Genomic DNA, 16453 nt, shown 5'->3' with positions numbered 1-16453 from the left:
AATTAGCAACTCATATCAAAAGCATTGTGAGATTTAAATTACTATATACATGAAACATTTTTTACTATTTTGTTTTATAGCCTCTATCTCTTTTGTTAATGGTCAGTTAGTCGAAGGAGTAGACTTAAGCCAATATCCAGCACAGCAATATGAGCTAAAAGAGAAGGCTGCGATACGATGGAATACCAATCCATTCAAAAATAAAATTAAGGAAATTAAGGAGGGCTATGCTAATAATGAAATCAGTTTTGCAGGTTTTTATATAACTGTTTTATGGCAAAAGGGCTTGGATACGGTGCAGGGGGTAATGATAGATTCCCGAAATGGCATCATACATAGGCTGCCAATATCTGCTCTCAATTGCACGAATAAATGTATGGATATAGATGATATTTTTGATCGCTACTTATTTCTCCCAACGAGTAATTTATTCATAACCTCTACTTGTAAAAAAGTGAAAGTGAAGAATGAGAATAAAGTGAGACAGGAGTTTTATTATTATTTATGGAATGAAAGTGCTAAGAAGTTTAGCTTGATGAAACAAACTCAGAAAGAGCGTCCTTAAAGATAGACTATACAGACTTCTGTTAGTTATCCATAATTCTTCCATCCTCCATTTCAATGATGCGATGAGTTTTTTCTGCAAATCCCATGTCGTGCGTCACAATTAGTAGAGTTTGCTTAAACTCTTCGGCGAGTTGTTTAAACGTATCGAAAACTATTTGACTATTTCTTAAATCTAAATTACCAGTGGGCTCATCACCCATTATAATAAGAGGCTCATTGATAAGCGCTCTAGCTATGGCTACCCGTTGTTTTTCACCACCTGATATCTGACCAGCATTTCGATTTGCTAATTTTTGAATGCCTAGAAGTTCTAATTTTTGCATAGCTCGATATTCAATCTCTTCTTTAGAAAAGCGATTTAATTTTAAGGCTGGGAGCATGACGTTTTTCAAAACAGAAAACTCATTCAGGAGATAATGAAATTGAAATACAAAACCAATTTTCTCATTCCGCACATGAGCTAGTTCATGACTATTTTTTGCGCTCATCAATTCGTTATCTATATATAATTGCCCCTCATATGAACTATCCATGGTAGATAAAATATATAATAAAGTAGACTTGCCGCAACCTGATTTTCCTATGAGCGATATGAATTCTCCTTTATTGACCTCAAAGCTCACCTTATCTAGAACCTTCACTTCTAATGGGTCATAGAAGAACTTCGAAATTTTATCTGCTTTTAATACACACATTGATTTAGATTTATTCATAGAATCCTTATTTGCCTCTTATAATATCTACAGGGTCTATTTTGCTAGCTTTACTAGCAGGAAACCAACCAGCAAGAAAGGTTGTAATCAATGAAAAACAAAAGGCTATAAAATAAAACAACAGACGATAAGAAACTGGATAGGTTTTAATGGTCGGAAGAGCTTCTGTATTAAATGGTATCGTACTAATGAAAGCCGTAAATAGAAAGCCAAAGAAAAGACCAGCTATGCAGCCAGCAATGCCTATCGTGAGAGAAATAATAATAAATATAGATTTGACATCACCGCCAGAAAAACCAGTTGCTTTCAATATGGCTATGGTATCCATTTTTTCGTAAATCATCATATTGAGAATATTGTAAATGCCAAATCCTGCAACAATAAGAAGAGTAATACCCACAGCGTATGAAATAATATTTCTCACTTTAGTTCCCGTCTCAAACTGTGCATTGGCTCTTTGAATATCCATAGCATTGGTCTTAAATTTTTTTTGAAATTCTGGTGCCACCAATGGTGCTTGTAAAATATCCTTCAACTTTACCTGAATATCAGTAATGTAATCTGGACCTTTTCCTAGGATTTTTTGGGTAGTGGCCACTGAGGCAAAACTTTGGGTTTTATCAAAATCTGCTATTCCAGATTGATAGTAGCCCACTACCTTGAGCTGAAAGCGATCGCCCTGCGAAGTTGTAATCTGAATGATGTCGCCAAGATCTGCCAAAAGTTTATCGGCAAGCGGTTTCCCTAGTATAATAGAATTGGGGATATTTTTAATATCAATTGGATTTCCTTTCGTAACATAGTCTGTAAATCTATAATATTTAATTTCTTCTTCCACGTCCACGCCATTTAGAAATCCTGCTATATCAATTGTACCTAGATTGAAAAATGCAGGGGATGATATCTTGCGAGAATACCCTAATACCCGGTCGTCTTGGGATAAGGTATTTAGAATTTCTCTAGATTTTAGAATTTCTACTCGCGAATTACCAGCTTTTACTGATTCTATAAAATGATAGTTGTTTGGGGAATTTAGCCACCTTTTTATCGGCTGGTCTGTATTGACAGATATTTCTTTATAAATTCTAATATGGGGAGTTCTGTTGACAATTAGTCCATCGAGCATTTCATTTAAGCCTGTCATAAAACTCAATAGCGTAATAAACATAGCTATCCCAAAGGTGACTCCTACAGCTGCTATAATGCTTTGCCTTTTTCTAGCTTGAAGCAATGCCCAAGCAATATCTACTAGTAGTTTCAATCTACTTCTCGGGTTTAATTATTTCCTCATTTTCTTTTAATCCTTCTAAAATTTCTACCATTTCAAAATTCTTGAGACCTGTTTTGACAATTCTTACTTCACCTGATTTTAAGACAACCTCATTCTGATTATTAATATATTCTACTGGAATAAGGAGGGCTTTATCTTTTTTGGAAATGAGTATATTTGCTTCTAGGCTGAGATTAGGATATAATACTGGAGGTTTTTTAGTGAAATGAGCTATGACCGTAAAGGTCTTTGTACGCTCGTTCATCAATGGATATATTTTGGTGACACTGGCTTCATAGCTCTTATCTTCATAACTTTCCAGATTGACCAATACTACCTGACCAAGTTTTATTTTTGTAATATCGGTTTCATCTATATTGAGTTCTAAATAAAACTCATTTTCGGAACCAAGCAATGCAATTGGTGTTTGTGGACTGACCATTTCTCCTTTCTCCTTAAATAGACCATAGACCTTTCCATTAATCTGACTCTTTACCAGTCTATCATTGGATTGTGTGTTAGATATCTTAAAAGCAAAATTTGTTTGTTTTTCTAATAAGTTAATTTGTTTCACGAGTTGCTGATATCTCAGTCTGAGCGCGCGATAGTTGGTTTTACTATTTTCATATAATAATTCCTTTTGCTCAAAATCAAATTGAGAGCCTATGCCTTCCTGCCATAATTTTTTTTGCCGAACAAAAAGTAAAGAATCACTCTTGAGTTTTTTCTCTGAAAGTATTAAGCTTTGGTATAATTCATCTAGTTTGTCTCGATTGTTTACCTGACTATTATACTTCGCATTGACCTCAGATAATTCCTGATTATAGGCTAGAACTTCGTTCTCTATTTTCATAAGTATAGTTCCTTGATTTACCAAGCTGCCTTCCGATACATACAAGTCAGATATGATTCCAGTTGATTTTGGAAACACTTGGTATTGGTTCTCACTTTTAATGGTGCCAGAGGCATAGACAGATTGAGTGATGCTTTGTAGTCTAGGCGTGAAAATTTCTTTCTTATCTTTACAAGAGGAGATTAGAAACGCAAGAAGAAATATTGTATATGATCTCATATGTTTAATGAAGAAACAAAACTAGTTAGATTTAGTTTTGCACTCAAATTAACTTTACAATATGAGAAATAAGTCACAAAAAAAACGACCTGCAAATTGGCAGGTCGCTTTATACAATTGATTGTAGGAAATGACTATCTTTTTCTTAACTCTGAAAGAATATCTTCAAGAAGACCTTCCGTAGTAGGTCCTGCTGGTGCAGCTGGCTCTTCTTTCTTCATTTTATTCATAGCTTTGATGATTAGAAACATTACGAAAGCTACGATTACGAATTGGATAAATACAGAAATAAATTCACCATAAGCTACTACTGGTCCTAGTTCTTTAGCTTTAGCTAAAGCTAATCCTTGGGCAGAAGCTTCGCGAGTAGCATCATTTAGACCCATATATAGATTCGTAAAATCCTTTCCTTGAATCATTCCTACGAGCGGCATTACCATTCCATCAATAAATGATGAAGTCACTTTTCCAAAAGCTCCTCCCATAACAAAAGCAATTGCCATATCAACAAGATTGCCTTTTAATGCAAATTCTTTAAATTCTTTCAACATAATTTTATAAATTTAGGTTGAGACAAATATAAACTTATTTATTGTATTTCTTATAATTTATTATGAAATCGAGAGCTTGTTCTGGTGCTAATTTTTTAGCGATTATGACATTTTTTTCATCTAAGATATAATATTCTGGAGTACCTTTTATTTTATAAAGTACCTTGAAAAGGGGGTTCATCTTATAATCTGGGTCACCATAAGTTTTAAACTTGAATTTCTTTTCTCTCAGAAAATTTAGTAATTGTGCTTTGTTTTCTCCTTTCCCATCTTCTGAAACAGTGCTAACTGAAAACACATCACAGTCATTCGCTAATAGACTAGGATATATAGAATCTAGAACAGGAATCTCTTTTTTACAATGACCGCAATCGGCACTCCAAAACGCCAATAGTTTATATTTCTTTTTATTTTGGTCATAAAGTCGTGTGTAATTAACCCATGTCGTATCAAATACTGCAAAATTAGGTGCAGTCTTACCTATCAATACGGGAGCCAAATCATCGGCATCATTTTTCATCTTTACCAAGGTAGCTGAATCAGTCCAAGGAGCCTTGCCCTTCGCATAATAATTATAGACAATATGCACGTATAGGGCATCCTGCCCCATGATTTTACTGTTAGCATAGTCGTTTAACAAGGAGGCAAGACAATATCGCATCATGTCAGAATTAGGATCTTTGATCTTATTTAAGACATAATCAACTTCTTTTTTTAATGTATCAGGATGTTTTATGACTAACTTGTCAAAATAATATTTGAATTTGTTTTCAAAAATCGGAGTGTACAATAATCTATCATCGTTGAAATCAGTATAATCCCAATAATGATTTTTAAAATAATAATATTTGAAGTTGGAATCAATAGTGCCGTTTGGTTTTTTAGGTGGTTCTGGCACATCAATGTCCCTCATTAAGTTCAGTAATCTGCTATAAAAAGTATGACCTTTTGTATTTATTACTCCTAGCCTTCTATTGAGGAGTTCTTTTTCTTTAGCTATAAGTTTTGTTTCGAGTTCTTTCTTTCTCAGTGAATCTTTTGTTGATTTATATTCTTCGGAGAGCGTATTGACTTCTCGCTGATAGGGGCCTAGAAACTTGACATCTGCGTAGAATAAATCATTTTCCTCGCTATTTTTGAAGCTTACTTTAGAAAAATCATTACTGTCAATACTTATTTCTAAATTTTTCTCTTTACCTGACATTATTACTTCCACGTATTGATTTCCTTTGGTTGGAAATACAAACATGTATATACCTCCTTTGACAGTTCCCTTCTTATCTTTAAAGACTCCAGCTCCTTTAGAATCTAGAGGAATAGAATCTACCTTATATTTTTGACTACCAAAATGATTCGCAAATAAGCAATAGGAATTAGGGATATTAGTTTTCAACTTAATAGTAATGGGACTCTTATCTTGTGCGAAAACAAAATTGAAAACTGTTACCAATAAAAAAATGAAGTAAAATTTAGATTTCATATTTATAAGGTTTAAGGCAATAGAATTTTAGATACAATATTAACGTCATCTCAGAATTATATTGATTTAAAAATAATTAAAATCATCTGCCTGAGAGCCAGTTTTGAGGATTTTGTTTGTTTTGGTAGTGCCATATTTGAAGATTCACTAAGGAATAGCCATGTGTTTCATCAAAACCACATACTCCTAAAGCTTGCCCAGCGTTTATTTCCATTCCTTCACGAACATTAACAGATTTTAAATATGAGTATACTGTAAAGTAGTCCCCATGCTTGATCATAACGCAGTTTTGATAGGTTGGCATTTCGAATATGCGCACGACCTCACCTTTATATATTGACTTGACACTGCTATTTTGGGCAGTACGAATATCCAATCCACTATTATCTATAAATAAATCAGGTGCTAGAGGGTGAGGTTGTCTACCAAATTTATTAGTTATCTCTCCATGGGCAACAGGCCAAGGCAAATTGCCTTTACTCTCTCTAAAACTTGCAGACAATTTTCCTTCAGGAGTTTGCGAATAGTCTTCAGGTTCTTTTTTTGCAGATGTTCCTGATGTGCCTGTTTTTTTAGCATCGCGCTCTCTAGCTGCTATTCTTCTTTCTTGTTCTTTGCGTACTTCGTCTTCTATTATTTTTTTAATTTTTCTATTGATAGCTTCAGCTTGTTCATTCTTAGCTACAATTTTTTTACGTAAATCATTGAGTTCATTATCTAATTTTTTGACGATAAAATCACGGTTATTCTTCTCTGCTGTAAGTTCTTTTTGTTGCGTTTTATTGATGTCAATGATGTTGATTTTTTCTTGTTTAATCGTATTGAGCGAATTAATTTTTTCCATTATTCTGTCTACCTGATTCGATAAATATACCGATTGTCTGGCTCTATAGTCTCCGTATTTTTTAATGTATTGTATTCTATGGTAGGCTTCTTTAAAATTATTCGCTTCCATTACAAATGCTAGTTTATTTACGCTATTATGATTCTTGTTTAGCCATAAAATGAGCTTAGTGTACTCTTCCTTCAATTTGGTTATTTCTGCACCCAAATTCCCCACGTCTTTAGTTCTCATAACTAATTCAGTTTCTATTACTGCGGTTTGAGATTCGATATTGCTAATTAATTTTTTCCGCTTCTCTATTTTTGTGTTGAGCATGGCTATTTCATGAACGCCTATATTTCGTTCACGTGCTGTTTTATCTATGTTGTTCTGTATTTGCTTTATCTCTTTTAAAATAGTATTATACTCTTTTTGAAGTTCTTTTCGCTTTGAACTTTGACAAAATATACTGCTCGCCAATAAGACTAGCATAAAGAGGATAAGAAGTTTTAAACCAATGAAACTATTCTTAATTTGAACCATCTTTGTATTTTGAAAAATTGAAATTAAATGGCTTTGGCTGATTAAATGCAAAATCAATATAGCGTATCAAGATTTTCACAGGTTCTGAAGCGGATTGATTGATTTGAATTTGTCTTTCTTTAGCTAGAGACCAAGATTTTTCTGATTTATCATAATTGCTATAGACTACTTCACAAATTCCACCATGTCTTGTATTATTAAACTGACACTTCAAAATTCTATTATTCTTTTGATATGTTTTGTGGATTCTGTGACTATAGTATTGTGTACTTATCTGTATTTCATTCTCTACGACAATTTCAGTACTTGTGTCTGGTTTCGGTGGAATATTTAGTAACAGTATCTTCCAGTCATCTAGGGAGAATGCATATGGTATGAGATAATTTTCATTATCTTGCGAAAAGGCAAGATTTGATTTTTCAAGTTTATTCAAAATATAGGTCGAGTCTCTGGTGATTAGCATTCTTGCACCTTCTATACCTAGTGCCCCAGTAAATGAAACCCATAAAGTGTCTTTGAGATTATAGCGAATGTGAGCTGTAAAATCTTCCTTTTCCCCATTTCGTTCAATAACGATTTCTGATTTTGCAGTGAAAAAAGTCATATTTTCTTGAGCAAGTCCTAATGAGGTCTTGAAAATTAGAATAAACAACATTCTAATCCTGATATTCCACATACTTTCTGGTAGAAATTTTCGTAGGCAAGGATTTATTTTTACTTCCACTTTCTTTGGCTTTTGTCCAATATATTAGAGCTTTTTCTATTTCATTAAGTTTAAAAAGTATATCGCCATAGTGCTCATAAATAGTAGCCATATCTTCTTTGCCATTGGCTAATGCCTGTTCTTGATAATATTTAGCATCGGTGTATAGCCCTAGTTCAAAACATATCCATGCATAGGTGTCTAGGAAAGAAGCACTGTTCTTATCTATATCAAGTGATTTTTTGCTCATCTTTTTTGCTAGTTCTAGTTTGTCTTTTCTCAAACTAAGATAGTAGGCATAGTTGTTTAATGTATAGGCATTATCAGGATCAATTCTCAGCGCTTCTTCAAAACTTTCATCCATTTCTTTGAATCGCTTTTGTTTGTGGTATAACTCAGCTAATGAGCTATATAATTGTCCCTCTAATGCCTTATTTTCTCCTACAAATCGTAGCGCTCGACGAAAACCTTTTTCAGCTTTGTCTAGCTTATCTATCTGATAATTAGCTAAGCCATTGTAGAAATAGACAATAGAATTAGCAGGAAAAAATTCAAGAGCTGATTCTGTGGAATCGGCCATTTCTTTAAAGAGTTTTAATGCATTTTGTGTGTAAAAAAGATTTTGCCAGACATTATATTCTTTTGAATCAAGGGACAACGTTTTTAAGTAAGACTTCCGAGCCTCTTCATATCTACCCCCTATATAATACATGTCTGCCAGTAAGTGATGCGAGCGGTAATCATCTGCATATTGTTGTGTCAAGTTTTGACACATTTGTATTAAAAAAAGTTTGTCTGTGCTGTCTACTTTACTGGCGTTAGCGAATTTATCTGTAAGTACTGTAATTTTCGTATCAAGGTTTAGATCTTTATTTTCAACAAGCGCTATGATAGTTTTTTTGTAGTTTTGTTCATCCTTTTTCATTTGATAATATTGCGCCTTGTATAGTAGGGCGCTTATATTCGCAGGCTCAATTCTTAATAGGTCATTAAATGCCCGTTCTGCTTCCTCTAAATTTCCACTTTTTAGATAGAATTCGGCTAAATTCCCTAGAAATCTTGTGTCACTAGGATTGTTTTTAACCATTTTCTTTAGCTCGTTTTCAGCGCCTGTTAAATTGTTTTGAGACATGTACAATTTAATTTTTTCATAGGCTATTGCATCGTTATAGTCTCCATTTCTTTCCATCTCTTCAAAAATAGCAATTGCCTTTTTCGGATTATTGCTTAACCCTAATAAGTATGCATATTGCATTTTTAAGATTTGGTCAGAATTTTTGTTTTTCATTACCTCTTGCAACACATCTATGGCTTTATCTATGTTCTTAGTCTGTGTAAGTAGTCGAATGTATTGGTCAAGATAAAATTTATTCGTTTTATTTAATTCGTAGGCTTTTTGAGCCTTTTCTAATGCTCCTGAATAATTTGCTAATTCTTCTTCTAACTTCGATAATTCAAAGAGCGCAGCATCATTCTTAGGGAATCTATCTAATACTTGATTAAATAGTTTTCTAGCTTCTAGTGTGTTTCCTAAGCTCTTTTCTTTTAAGGCGTCGATAAAAATATCTATTTGAATGACATGATTGCTATCCAATTGATAGATATTGGTTTTTTGACTGCCATGCTGAGCCATTATGCAGCTAGAGTAGATGGAAATAGCGCAAAGGAGAATTATCTTGAGCATATTTATATTTTATTGTATCTGATTAAAATCTCCCACACTGAGATCTTCTGCACGACCTAGGACGAGTGCTTTAGACCCTATCATAGTATTATCTAGGATTCTATTTTCGATGATAGAGCTTTCTTGTATAATGGTATTTGAGATTACTGAATTTTTTATTTTACTTCCCGTGCCTATGGATACATGAGGTCCCACAATAGCATTGATTATTGTGACACCAGATTCGATATAACATGGTTGAATAATAGTCGAATTTGTTAGTTCGCCTTCCATCAAGCTATCGTTCCCTGCCATAAGTATAGCGGTATTTGACTCTACAGTAGCATTCTTATTTCCGCAGTCTAGCCATTCTTTGACCTGACCAGGACGCATGACTTTACCTTTTTGACGCATGTGCTCCATGGCTGTGGTCAGCTGATATTCACCCTTTTCTCTCATGTCCTTGTCTATTAGGAATTGGAGTTCGTCTTTTAGATTTTTACCGTCTTTGAAGTAGTAGATACCTATAATGGCGAGGTCTGAGATAAAGTCTTTTGGCTTTTCAATAAATTCTGTGATTGTACCTTGCTCATCTAATTTGATAACACCAAAGGCTTCTGGGTTAGGGATTTGCTTCACCCATATGACAGCGTCACTATCGGTGTCTATTTTAAAATCAGCATCAAACATCGTATCTGCAAAACCAACAACAACAGGTCCGCTCAATTGCTCTTGAGCGCATAATATAGCGTGCCCAGTTCCTAGAGGTTCATCCTGATAGCAAATATGAGCCGACGTATTATACTTTGTAGCGATATTTACTAGCTGATTTTCGATTTCCTTACCAAAATCTTCTCGAATGATAAAGCTAATACTCTCAATTTTTTCCTCCACCGTATTTGAAATATTGGAGATCAATCTCTCTACAATTGATTTGCCAGCTATTTTGAGCATAGGTTTTGGAACAGTCAAGGTATGTGGTCTCAGTCTAGAACCCCATCCAGCCATGGGTACGATAATTCTCATTTATACTAAAGTTTATTCTTTTTAATCGTGGTTGTCAGTTTAAAGTGAAAAGTTGAAAGTAAAAAGTTGGACTCAAACTTTCAAAATTATTTATATCATTAAAAGCGCTATTCATTTTCAAATTTTTAGATTGAATCATTTTCAAATTGCTACACCCCCGTACTACCAAATCCTCCGCTTCCTCTCTCTGTTTCCTCAAGGTTTTTCACTTCTTTCCATTCTGCTCTTTCATATTTTGCTATCACCATTTGTGCTATTCTATCTCCATCTTTTATCTCAATTGGCTCGTTCGATAGGTTAGCGACTATCACTTTGATTTCACCTCGGTAATCACTATCGATTGTACCTGGCGAATTTGGGATAGATAACCCTGTTTTTAAGGACAATCCACTTCTAGGCCTTATTTGCGCCTCATATCCTTGAGACAATTCTATAAATAGTCCCGTTGGCACAGCTAAGCGCTCAAAAGGCTTCAATGAAATAACCTCTCCTATGTTTGCTCTTATATCCATGCCTGCGCTGCCTGCAGTTTCATATGCAGGTAGTGGATGCTTAGAGTTATTAATTATATTGACTTCAATGCTCATTTCTTGTACAATAACTAGCAAATGTAGTTTTTATGTGGAATATTGCGTATTAAAAAGTATGAAATGTAGATATGATCTTTGATAGCGATTGAATTTCGTTAAAATAACTTTAAATTACTTGTTGTTTAGAACTATTCTAAAAAGAAATCAGTTTAAATCACTATTCACATTAAAAAAATTATCAGATGAAAAAACTAATTATTCTAGCGCTAGTGGCTTTAGCAGGTTATTCCGCACAAGCACAAGCAAAAATGAAAAAATCACCTGCACAGAAATCTACGACAGTAGCTACCTATGAGGTGGACAATAATGCTACCTCGGTTTTATGGACTGGAAAAAAAGTAGGTGGAAAGCATTTCGGTAAGATAAAAGTAGCACAAGGTAGCCTGACAGCTACAGGCAATCAAATCACAAACGGTTCAATAACCATTGACATGAATTCTATGACATGTGATGATATAGCTGACGCAGAATACAATGGCAAATTGATTGGACATTTAAAAAATGAAGATTTTTTCAATACCGCTAGTCATCCTGAGGCTAAACTAGATATTACCAAAGTTACCTACAAAGGTAAAATGGCTGTAGTAAGTGGAAATTTGACAATCAAAGGTATCTCTCAGCCTATTAGCTTCAATGCTAGAATAGGCAATAGTGGAAATCAGATAACAGCAAATGGAAAATTAGTATTCGATAGAACGAAATATGACATCAAATACGGCTCTACGCTTTTTGGCGCTGCAGCGGATAAGGCCATTGAGAATAATGTAAGCCTAGATATCGTGTTAGTAGCCAATAAGAAAGGTTAGGAAAACACTTCATAGTAAATAGAAAGGCAGCTTGAAGATTTTCAAGCTGCCTTTTTTTATTATCGTTTTACAATCTGGTAGCTTATTTTACTATACCTAGCCGAGCCATCATTTGCTAGGATATTGAGTAGATAAACACCATCAGAATAAGTTGATAAATCAAAACTAAAGACTTTATTTAGGCTTTGAATTTTTTCATCTCTTTGAATGAGTTTCTTGCCAGAGATGTCAATAATTTCGATATGAATATCTGCATACGGGGAATTATTAAATTGAAGACTCAATAAATCAGCAGTTGGATTAGGGAAAACATCTATCTCTAGCAGCATACCCGAATTTTCAATAGATAATGGAGTAGCTTCTATTTTTTGTAAAACTCCTTGTGTTATATGAACTCCCCCTGCTGAGAGGGTCTGCACGGCCGACATTTCACCTATGCTAGCCTCATGAATGATTCCGTTGAGAACAGCGGCTCCTCCCATACAATTTATGGTGGACTGCGCAAATGCGATATTTAAAAGCGAAGCAGGAATTATAAGAATTAAAAACAATTTTTTCATGACTTGGGCATTTTATAGGTAACTAATTCATTTTTCTCCAGACAGTGCCATCATAGATGAGCTGTATAGTTGCCCCACTATTAAGGACATTGGATGTGGCGCTAGAGCTTATCGTATAACTAGGGTTGATATTCCACGATTGTGTGCTATGATTGACAATAGTCGCTAGTCTTCCTGTAGCTGGCGTAGTAGGTAAAGTCAAGGTTTGACTAGCCGTAGAGCCCGTAAGAATGGCACAATAGCTTTGTATGGGCATAGTCGCAGAGGTAGTATAAGAATTGACCTTCATATATAGATTGGCATTTTGCAGATTGACTGCATTGGTTACATTGACAGAGCCTGTATGTAAGGTATCCAAAATTTGTGCATCATACATCGTTACCCAGCCAGTACTTCTACTAATGCCAAATGGAGTATTACTTCCTCCAAAATCTCCTCCATTACTTTCATAGCGTTGAATAATAAAATCACTCCCAGAATTATTTGCTCCCTCATTGCCGTATTTTGAGATTCGCCATCGAAGAGATTGTGTAGCGTTTCCATAGTTTCTAGTCAATTCAATTCCATTGGTTTCATTGTCTTGTGAACTTATACTTAACGAAGCTATAGAATCGAAACTAACCATATTTTGCTTGATAATTCCATTGCCTTGAAGATGCAATTTGGAACTCGGAGTTGATGTACCAAGTCCTAAATTTCCATTTTTTAGCAAGGTCAATGCATCGGATCGTGTAGTAGCATTTGTTCCATTTCCTATATTAAACAATCTATCAGTGTTAGTATAAGTTTGAGTGTAGTCTGTAGAGTAGGTACCAAGAATGGACTCGTAGGACACTTTTGGTTTATTGCCTTCGCCAGCAACAAAGCTAGTGCTAACCCATGAAGGCACTTCATTGTATGCACCAAAAACACTAGCTTCGGCACCATATGATTTGTTTCTATACCCTGATACAATCGAAGTTTGTCCAGTTGCCTTATTTTGAGTTCCTACTACTAAGCTGCTATTGCTGGTAAGTGTATCACTGTTTCCTATTACGATGGATTGTGTAGCCGATAGAGTATGAGAAGACCCTAATGCTATACTATAATCCCCCGTTACGGTATCTCCAGATCCTATTGCTAAGCTGTTATTGGCTGCCACTCTATTGTTGACTCCAAATATCCCAGTACCAAAAACATGTAGATTGGCACTTGGATTGGTCCCACTAAAATTCCCAATCCCTAATTTTCCAGTTATATATTGATCATCGCTTAGTGTGGGTTTAATGATGGCCGTACCTGCTTTTGTCCAGCTAAACCGATTTGCATTGACCAAACTTACATTGCCTCCCCCTTGATTTAATTTTAAGGTATCATTGACCAGACTTATTGTTTGCAACTCATTGATTGAGGATGAATCAGGCAGATTGATGAAGCCTCCACCATTGGATAAGTTTATTGTGCCATTGGTGCGAGAAATTATTTGAGCCCCTCCGCCAGCAGGTAGTTTCACGAATCCTCCGTTGGTGAGATATATAGTATCATTGCTACGACTGATTGTCTGTATCTCATTCATAGTAGAGCTATCACCATCAAATACATTATCATTAGAAGGAAGCCAAGTTGTGCCATTCCACTTAAGTGATTGACCAGAATTAGCCCCTTGCTGAGCTAGCTTAAGTGGATTGCTTGATGTTCCATTCCCAGTTAATGAAGCGTCTGTGGATACTGTTTGTGCACCCCAGTTATCTCCGCTGCCACCTATACCTAGGCTATCATTTTTTGGAGTCCATTTACTACCGTCCCATTTTAAGACTTGACCAGTCGCTGCGCCAGTGCCAGAGATTTGATTTTGATTGATAATAGCTGATGGAGCTAAAGCATTGGCAGTTGTTGCTGTAGTTGCGTTAGTGGCATTTGTAGCATTCGTTGCATTCACAGCATTGGTAGCTGATGTAGCAGTATTGGCGGTGTTGGCAGAATTAGCATAGAGGGCGAGGGGAACACTCAATAGTTGAGAGGTTCCCATTTCTACAAAGGCACTACCTCCGTTAGGGTCCATTTCTATTTTGAGAAATTTGTCCCCGCTTGCCCAGTTGATAGTAGTCATACTTCCAGAAGCTACAGAGCCTGTGCCGATACCGATTGAATATAATCCGAAAGCATTTGTAGTTTGACTATGTACTTCCGAATAGACGACACTTCCAGCAGGACTTCCATCTATTATGCTCAAGCGCAGCGCCAAAGGCTTATTTGCCAGAGGTGTACCATCAGCATTGCGGGCTATACCTTGATAATTTATTTTATTAGGAGCTTGTGCTTTTAATAAAATAAAGCCGTGAAAAGTGAGTAAAACTATAAGTAGTTTTAAAATGGATCTGTTCATAAGACGTTGATTTAAGTGATTACATAATTTATTTATAAATTATTTAAATGCTCGACTAGGCCATCGTCGGCAGATAAATTCATTTTCTTTTTTATTCTATATCGGTGTTGTTCATAGCTTCTATCGGATAGTCCAAAAAGCTTAGAGAGTTCTTTATTATTCATCCCTGTTTTGAATAGTCCACACATCCTCACTTCCAATGCAGAGAGACTCGGATGCTTTTCTGCTAGTTTTCTTGCAAAGTCCACATCGCTATTGTCGATTTTATGCATGAGCACAGAGCGCTCTTCTTCACTCACTTTGATAGATTCTATTTTGTTGGAAATTGTTAGAATCAATTTTCCCATTTGATAATCTGTTTTCTTCAATGAGTTGACATATTTTTTCAATTCATCGAGAGTATTTATTTTTTCTTGAAGATGTAGAGAAGTCATTTTGAGTTCTTTTTGAAGTTGAGAAGCTTTGATTTTTTCTTTTTCTAGTTCATGTTCTTTTGTCAATTTTTCTACACGAGTTTTTAATTGCTCTGATTTTTGTTTTTGCGATATATCCAATGCTTTATCCCAGTGTCTAGTAATCTTATACAGCCCGTCTAAATTCTGATTATCTTTTGACATAGCAGAATAAATCTTTGCCGCAGTATAATGTAAATAGAGATAATTGGTATTATCCAAATAGGTAGAGAAAAATCTAAACGCTTTCGCTAGATATGTAATAGCTTCTTTATAATGACCTAAGTTATAATGCAATGTAGCTTGTTGCAAATACTGCGTATTAATATGAAGCGGATTTTGGTAAACTTTTTCTAGCTCTGAAAATATATAAAGTTGTTCATGACTCCATTTATCTATTTCGGCTTTGGATAAATTATTTTTTATTGTAAAGTTTGTAATTGCATTAGAGTAAAAATGGAGTGCTGACATTTTTGTTCCGTCTTTGTAAAGAGGAAGCTTATACAGCTTTTTAATTTCTCTTTTCAAATTCAGTAATCCTTCCTCCTTTTTTAGTATTCCATGAAAATCCGCTTGATGACTATAAAAGTTTAAGGTAACATGAAAAGAAAATTTTGACTTTTCGATTAATTTCTTTGCAAACAACTCACATGCTATTGCTTCATCATTTTTTTCATTTAAGTAGTGAAAACGCATGAGTTGTGAATATTTATTGACCAAAAGAGCTTCCATTTCAAATTTGCCTAGGCATAATTTGTCATCGATAGCATTTAAATGATGAATGGCTTTGTCCCGCACATTCAATAAATAATAAATCTGAGCAAATCGGAGGTGACAGTTGTAGATAAGGTCGATATCTTTATATTTTTCTCCAAGTTTAAGAGCTTCTCCCATGGCAAATGCAGCCTTCTCATTAGTTAGGTGTTGAATATAGTAGAGTACAAAATGGCCGTAAAGAAGTTCTAGTTTTTGTGCTTTAAGTTCCTTGCCCAGTGTACCATATTTTTCATCATAATTTTGTCTAATATTCGCACGGAAGTCTATAATGAACTGTACAAGATTTAAAATAGTTTTTTTTGTTTTATCTTTCTCGCTAGTTAATTTATTGACTACATTGTCCTTCGCCTTAACCATATCTCGATAGATAGGAAGATAATACTGATTAAAAAATTCTAACTCTTTTTTCATGCTCAATTACTGGTTACAAATTTACCATCATTCTAGCTCAAAAATAAACCTTGTAGTGAATTTGTCGTGAGTTGTTTTTCG

At 34.9% G+C, this 16453-nt stretch carries 15 protein-coding genes; 2 read left to right on the top strand and 13 right to left on the bottom strand.

Annotation, left to right across the window (positions count from 1 at the left end):
• The first annotated feature begins 49 nt into the window (after positions 1–49).
• Entirely contained in the window at positions 50–565 is a 516-nt protein-coding gene (locus JNL75_03525; GenBank protein ID MBL7788886.1) for a hypothetical protein, read from the top strand.
• Positions 566–587: 22 nt separating this feature from the next.
• Here the strand turns inward: JNL75_03525 and JNL75_03520 are convergent, their stop codons facing one another.
• From JNL75_03520 to dut, 10 genes are all read right to left on the bottom strand, one after another.
• Positions 588–1280 (bottom strand): ABC transporter ATP-binding protein, encoded by a 693-nt coding sequence (locus JNL75_03520; GenBank protein ID MBL7788885.1) that lies wholly within the window; start codon positions 1278–1280, stop codon positions 588–590.
• Between the two features lie 7 nt (positions 1281–1287).
• Positions 1288–2448, bottom strand: coding sequence for an ABC transporter permease (locus JNL75_03515; protein MBL7788884.1), 1161 nt, complete (start codon positions 2446–2448; stop codon positions 1288–1290).
• A gap of 94 nt (positions 2449–2542) precedes the next feature.
• Positions 2543–3622, bottom strand: a complete 1080-nt coding sequence (locus JNL75_03510; GenBank protein MBL7788883.1) for an efflux RND transporter periplasmic adaptor subunit — start codon at positions 3620–3622, stop codon at positions 2543–2545.
• Positions 3623–3756: 134 nt separating this feature from the next.
• Positions 3757–4173, bottom strand: a complete 417-nt coding sequence (gene mscL / locus JNL75_03505; GenBank protein ID MBL7788882.1) for a large conductance mechanosensitive channel protein MscL — start codon at positions 4171–4173, stop codon at positions 3757–3759.
• 34 nt (positions 4174–4207) lie between these two features.
• Positions 4208–5653, bottom strand: a complete 1446-nt coding sequence (locus JNL75_03500; protein MBL7788881.1) for a DUF5106 domain-containing protein — start codon at positions 5651–5653, stop codon at positions 4208–4210.
• Between the two features lie 82 nt (positions 5654–5735).
• On the bottom strand, positions 5736–7019 hold the full coding sequence (locus tag JNL75_03495; protein ID MBL7788880.1) for a peptidoglycan DD-metalloendopeptidase family protein: 1284 nt from the start codon (positions 7017–7019) through the stop codon (positions 5736–5738).
• Complete coding sequence (locus JNL75_03490) at positions 7006–7623, bottom strand: DUF4292 domain-containing protein (protein ID MBL7788879.1); 618 nt, start codon at positions 7621–7623, stop codon at positions 7006–7008. Before JNL75_03490 ends, JNL75_03495 begins: the two co-directional genes overlap by 14 nt.
• A 52-nt stretch (positions 7624–7675) precedes the next feature.
• Positions 7676–9406 (bottom strand): tetratricopeptide repeat protein, encoded by a 1731-nt coding sequence (locus JNL75_03485; protein ID MBL7788878.1) that lies wholly within the window; start codon positions 9404–9406, stop codon positions 7676–7678.
• 9 nt (positions 9407–9415) lie between these two features.
• A complete protein-coding gene (locus JNL75_03480; GenBank protein ID MBL7788877.1) occupies positions 9416–10411 on the bottom strand; it encodes a hypothetical protein in 996 nt (331 codons plus the stop codon).
• 149 nt (positions 10412–10560) lie between these two features.
• Positions 10561–10998 (bottom strand): dUTP diphosphatase, encoded by a 438-nt coding sequence (gene dut, locus JNL75_03475; GenBank protein MBL7788876.1) that lies wholly within the window; start codon positions 10996–10998, stop codon positions 10561–10563.
• A 185-nt stretch (positions 10999–11183) separates the two neighbouring features.
• On the opposite strand from dut, the gene JNL75_03470 reads away from it, so the two are divergent.
• Entirely contained in the window at positions 11184–11807 is a 624-nt protein-coding gene (locus JNL75_03470; GenBank protein MBL7788875.1) for a YceI family protein, read from the top strand.
• A gap of 59 nt (positions 11808–11866) precedes the next feature.
• Here the strand turns inward: JNL75_03470 and JNL75_03465 are convergent, their stop codons facing one another.
• The 3 genes from JNL75_03465 to JNL75_03455 are packed head-to-tail and all read right to left on the bottom strand — an operon-like array spanning position 11867 to position 16372.
• The gene (locus JNL75_03465) at positions 11867–12367 is read right to left on the bottom strand and encodes a T9SS type A sorting domain-containing protein (protein MBL7788874.1); all 501 of its coding nucleotides are present in this window, start codon (positions 12365–12367) and stop codon (positions 11867–11869) included.
• Positions 12368–12389: 22 nt separating this feature from the next.
• Positions 12390–14732 carry a hypothetical protein gene (locus JNL75_03460; protein ID MBL7788873.1) on the bottom strand — a complete coding sequence of 781 codons (2343 nt, stop codon included), beginning with the start codon at positions 14730–14732 and terminating at the stop codon, positions 12390–12392.
• Between the two features lie 32 nt (positions 14733–14764).
• Complete coding sequence (locus JNL75_03455) at positions 14765–16372, bottom strand: hypothetical protein (GenBank protein ID MBL7788872.1); 1608 nt, start codon at positions 16370–16372, stop codon at positions 14765–14767.
• Between the last annotated feature and the right edge of the window lie 81 nt (positions 16373–16453).

The organism is Chitinophagales bacterium, assembly GCA_016787225.1.
Classification (GTDB): Bacteria; Bacteroidota; Bacteroidia; order Chitinophagales; family JADJOU01; genus CHPMRC01.
This window is presented reverse-complemented; position numbering and strand designations above follow the sequence as displayed.

Bases quoted from the DNA above. Each gene is read 5' to 3' on its own strand.
- JNL75_03525 (MBL7788886.1), top strand. From the start codon at position 50: ATGAAACATTTTTTACTATTTTGTTTTATAGCCTCTATCTCTTTTGTT.
- JNL75_03520 (MBL7788885.1), bottom strand. From the start codon at position 1,280: ATGAATAAATCTAAATCAATGTGTGTATTAAAAGCAGATAAAATTTCG.
- JNL75_03515 (MBL7788884.1), bottom strand. From the start codon at position 2,448: ATGTTTATTACGCTATTGAGTTTTATGACAGGCTTAAATGAAATGCTC.
- JNL75_03510 (MBL7788883.1), bottom strand. From the start codon at position 3,622: ATGAGATCATATACAATATTTCTTCTTGCGTTTCTAATCTCCTCTTGT.
- mscL (MBL7788882.1), bottom strand. From the start codon at position 4,173: ATGTTGAAAGAATTTAAAGAATTTGCATTAAAAGGCAATCTTGTTGAT.
- JNL75_03500 (MBL7788881.1), bottom strand. From the start codon at position 5,653: ATGAAATCTAAATTTTACTTCATTTTTTTATTGGTAACAGTTTTCAAT.
- JNL75_03495 (MBL7788880.1), bottom strand. From the start codon at position 7,019: ATGGTTCAAATTAAGAATAGTTTCATTGGTTTAAAACTTCTTATCCTC.
- JNL75_03490 (MBL7788879.1), bottom strand. From the start codon at position 7,623: ATGACTTTTTTCACTGCAAAATCAGAAATCGTTATTGAACGAAATGGG.
- JNL75_03485 (MBL7788878.1), bottom strand. From the start codon at position 9,406: ATGCTCAAGATAATTCTCCTTTGCGCTATTTCCATCTACTCTAGCTGC.
- JNL75_03480 (MBL7788877.1), bottom strand. From the start codon at position 10,411: ATGAGAATTATCGTACCCATGGCTGGATGGGGTTCTAGACTGAGACCA.
- dut (MBL7788876.1), bottom strand. From the start codon at position 10,998: ATGAGCATTGAAGTCAATATAATTAATAACTCTAAGCATCCACTACCT.
- JNL75_03470 (MBL7788875.1), top strand. From the start codon at position 11,184: ATGAAAAAACTAATTATTCTAGCGCTAGTGGCTTTAGCAGGTTATTCC.
- JNL75_03465 (MBL7788874.1), bottom strand. From the start codon at position 12,367: ATGAAAAAATTGTTTTTAATTCTTATAATTCCTGCTTCGCTTTTAAAT.
- JNL75_03460 (MBL7788873.1), bottom strand. From the start codon at position 14,732: ATGAACAGATCCATTTTAAAACTACTTATAGTTTTACTCACTTTTCAC.
- JNL75_03455 (MBL7788872.1), bottom strand. From the start codon at position 16,372: ATGAAAAAAGAGTTAGAATTTTTTAATCAGTATTATCTTCCTATCTAT.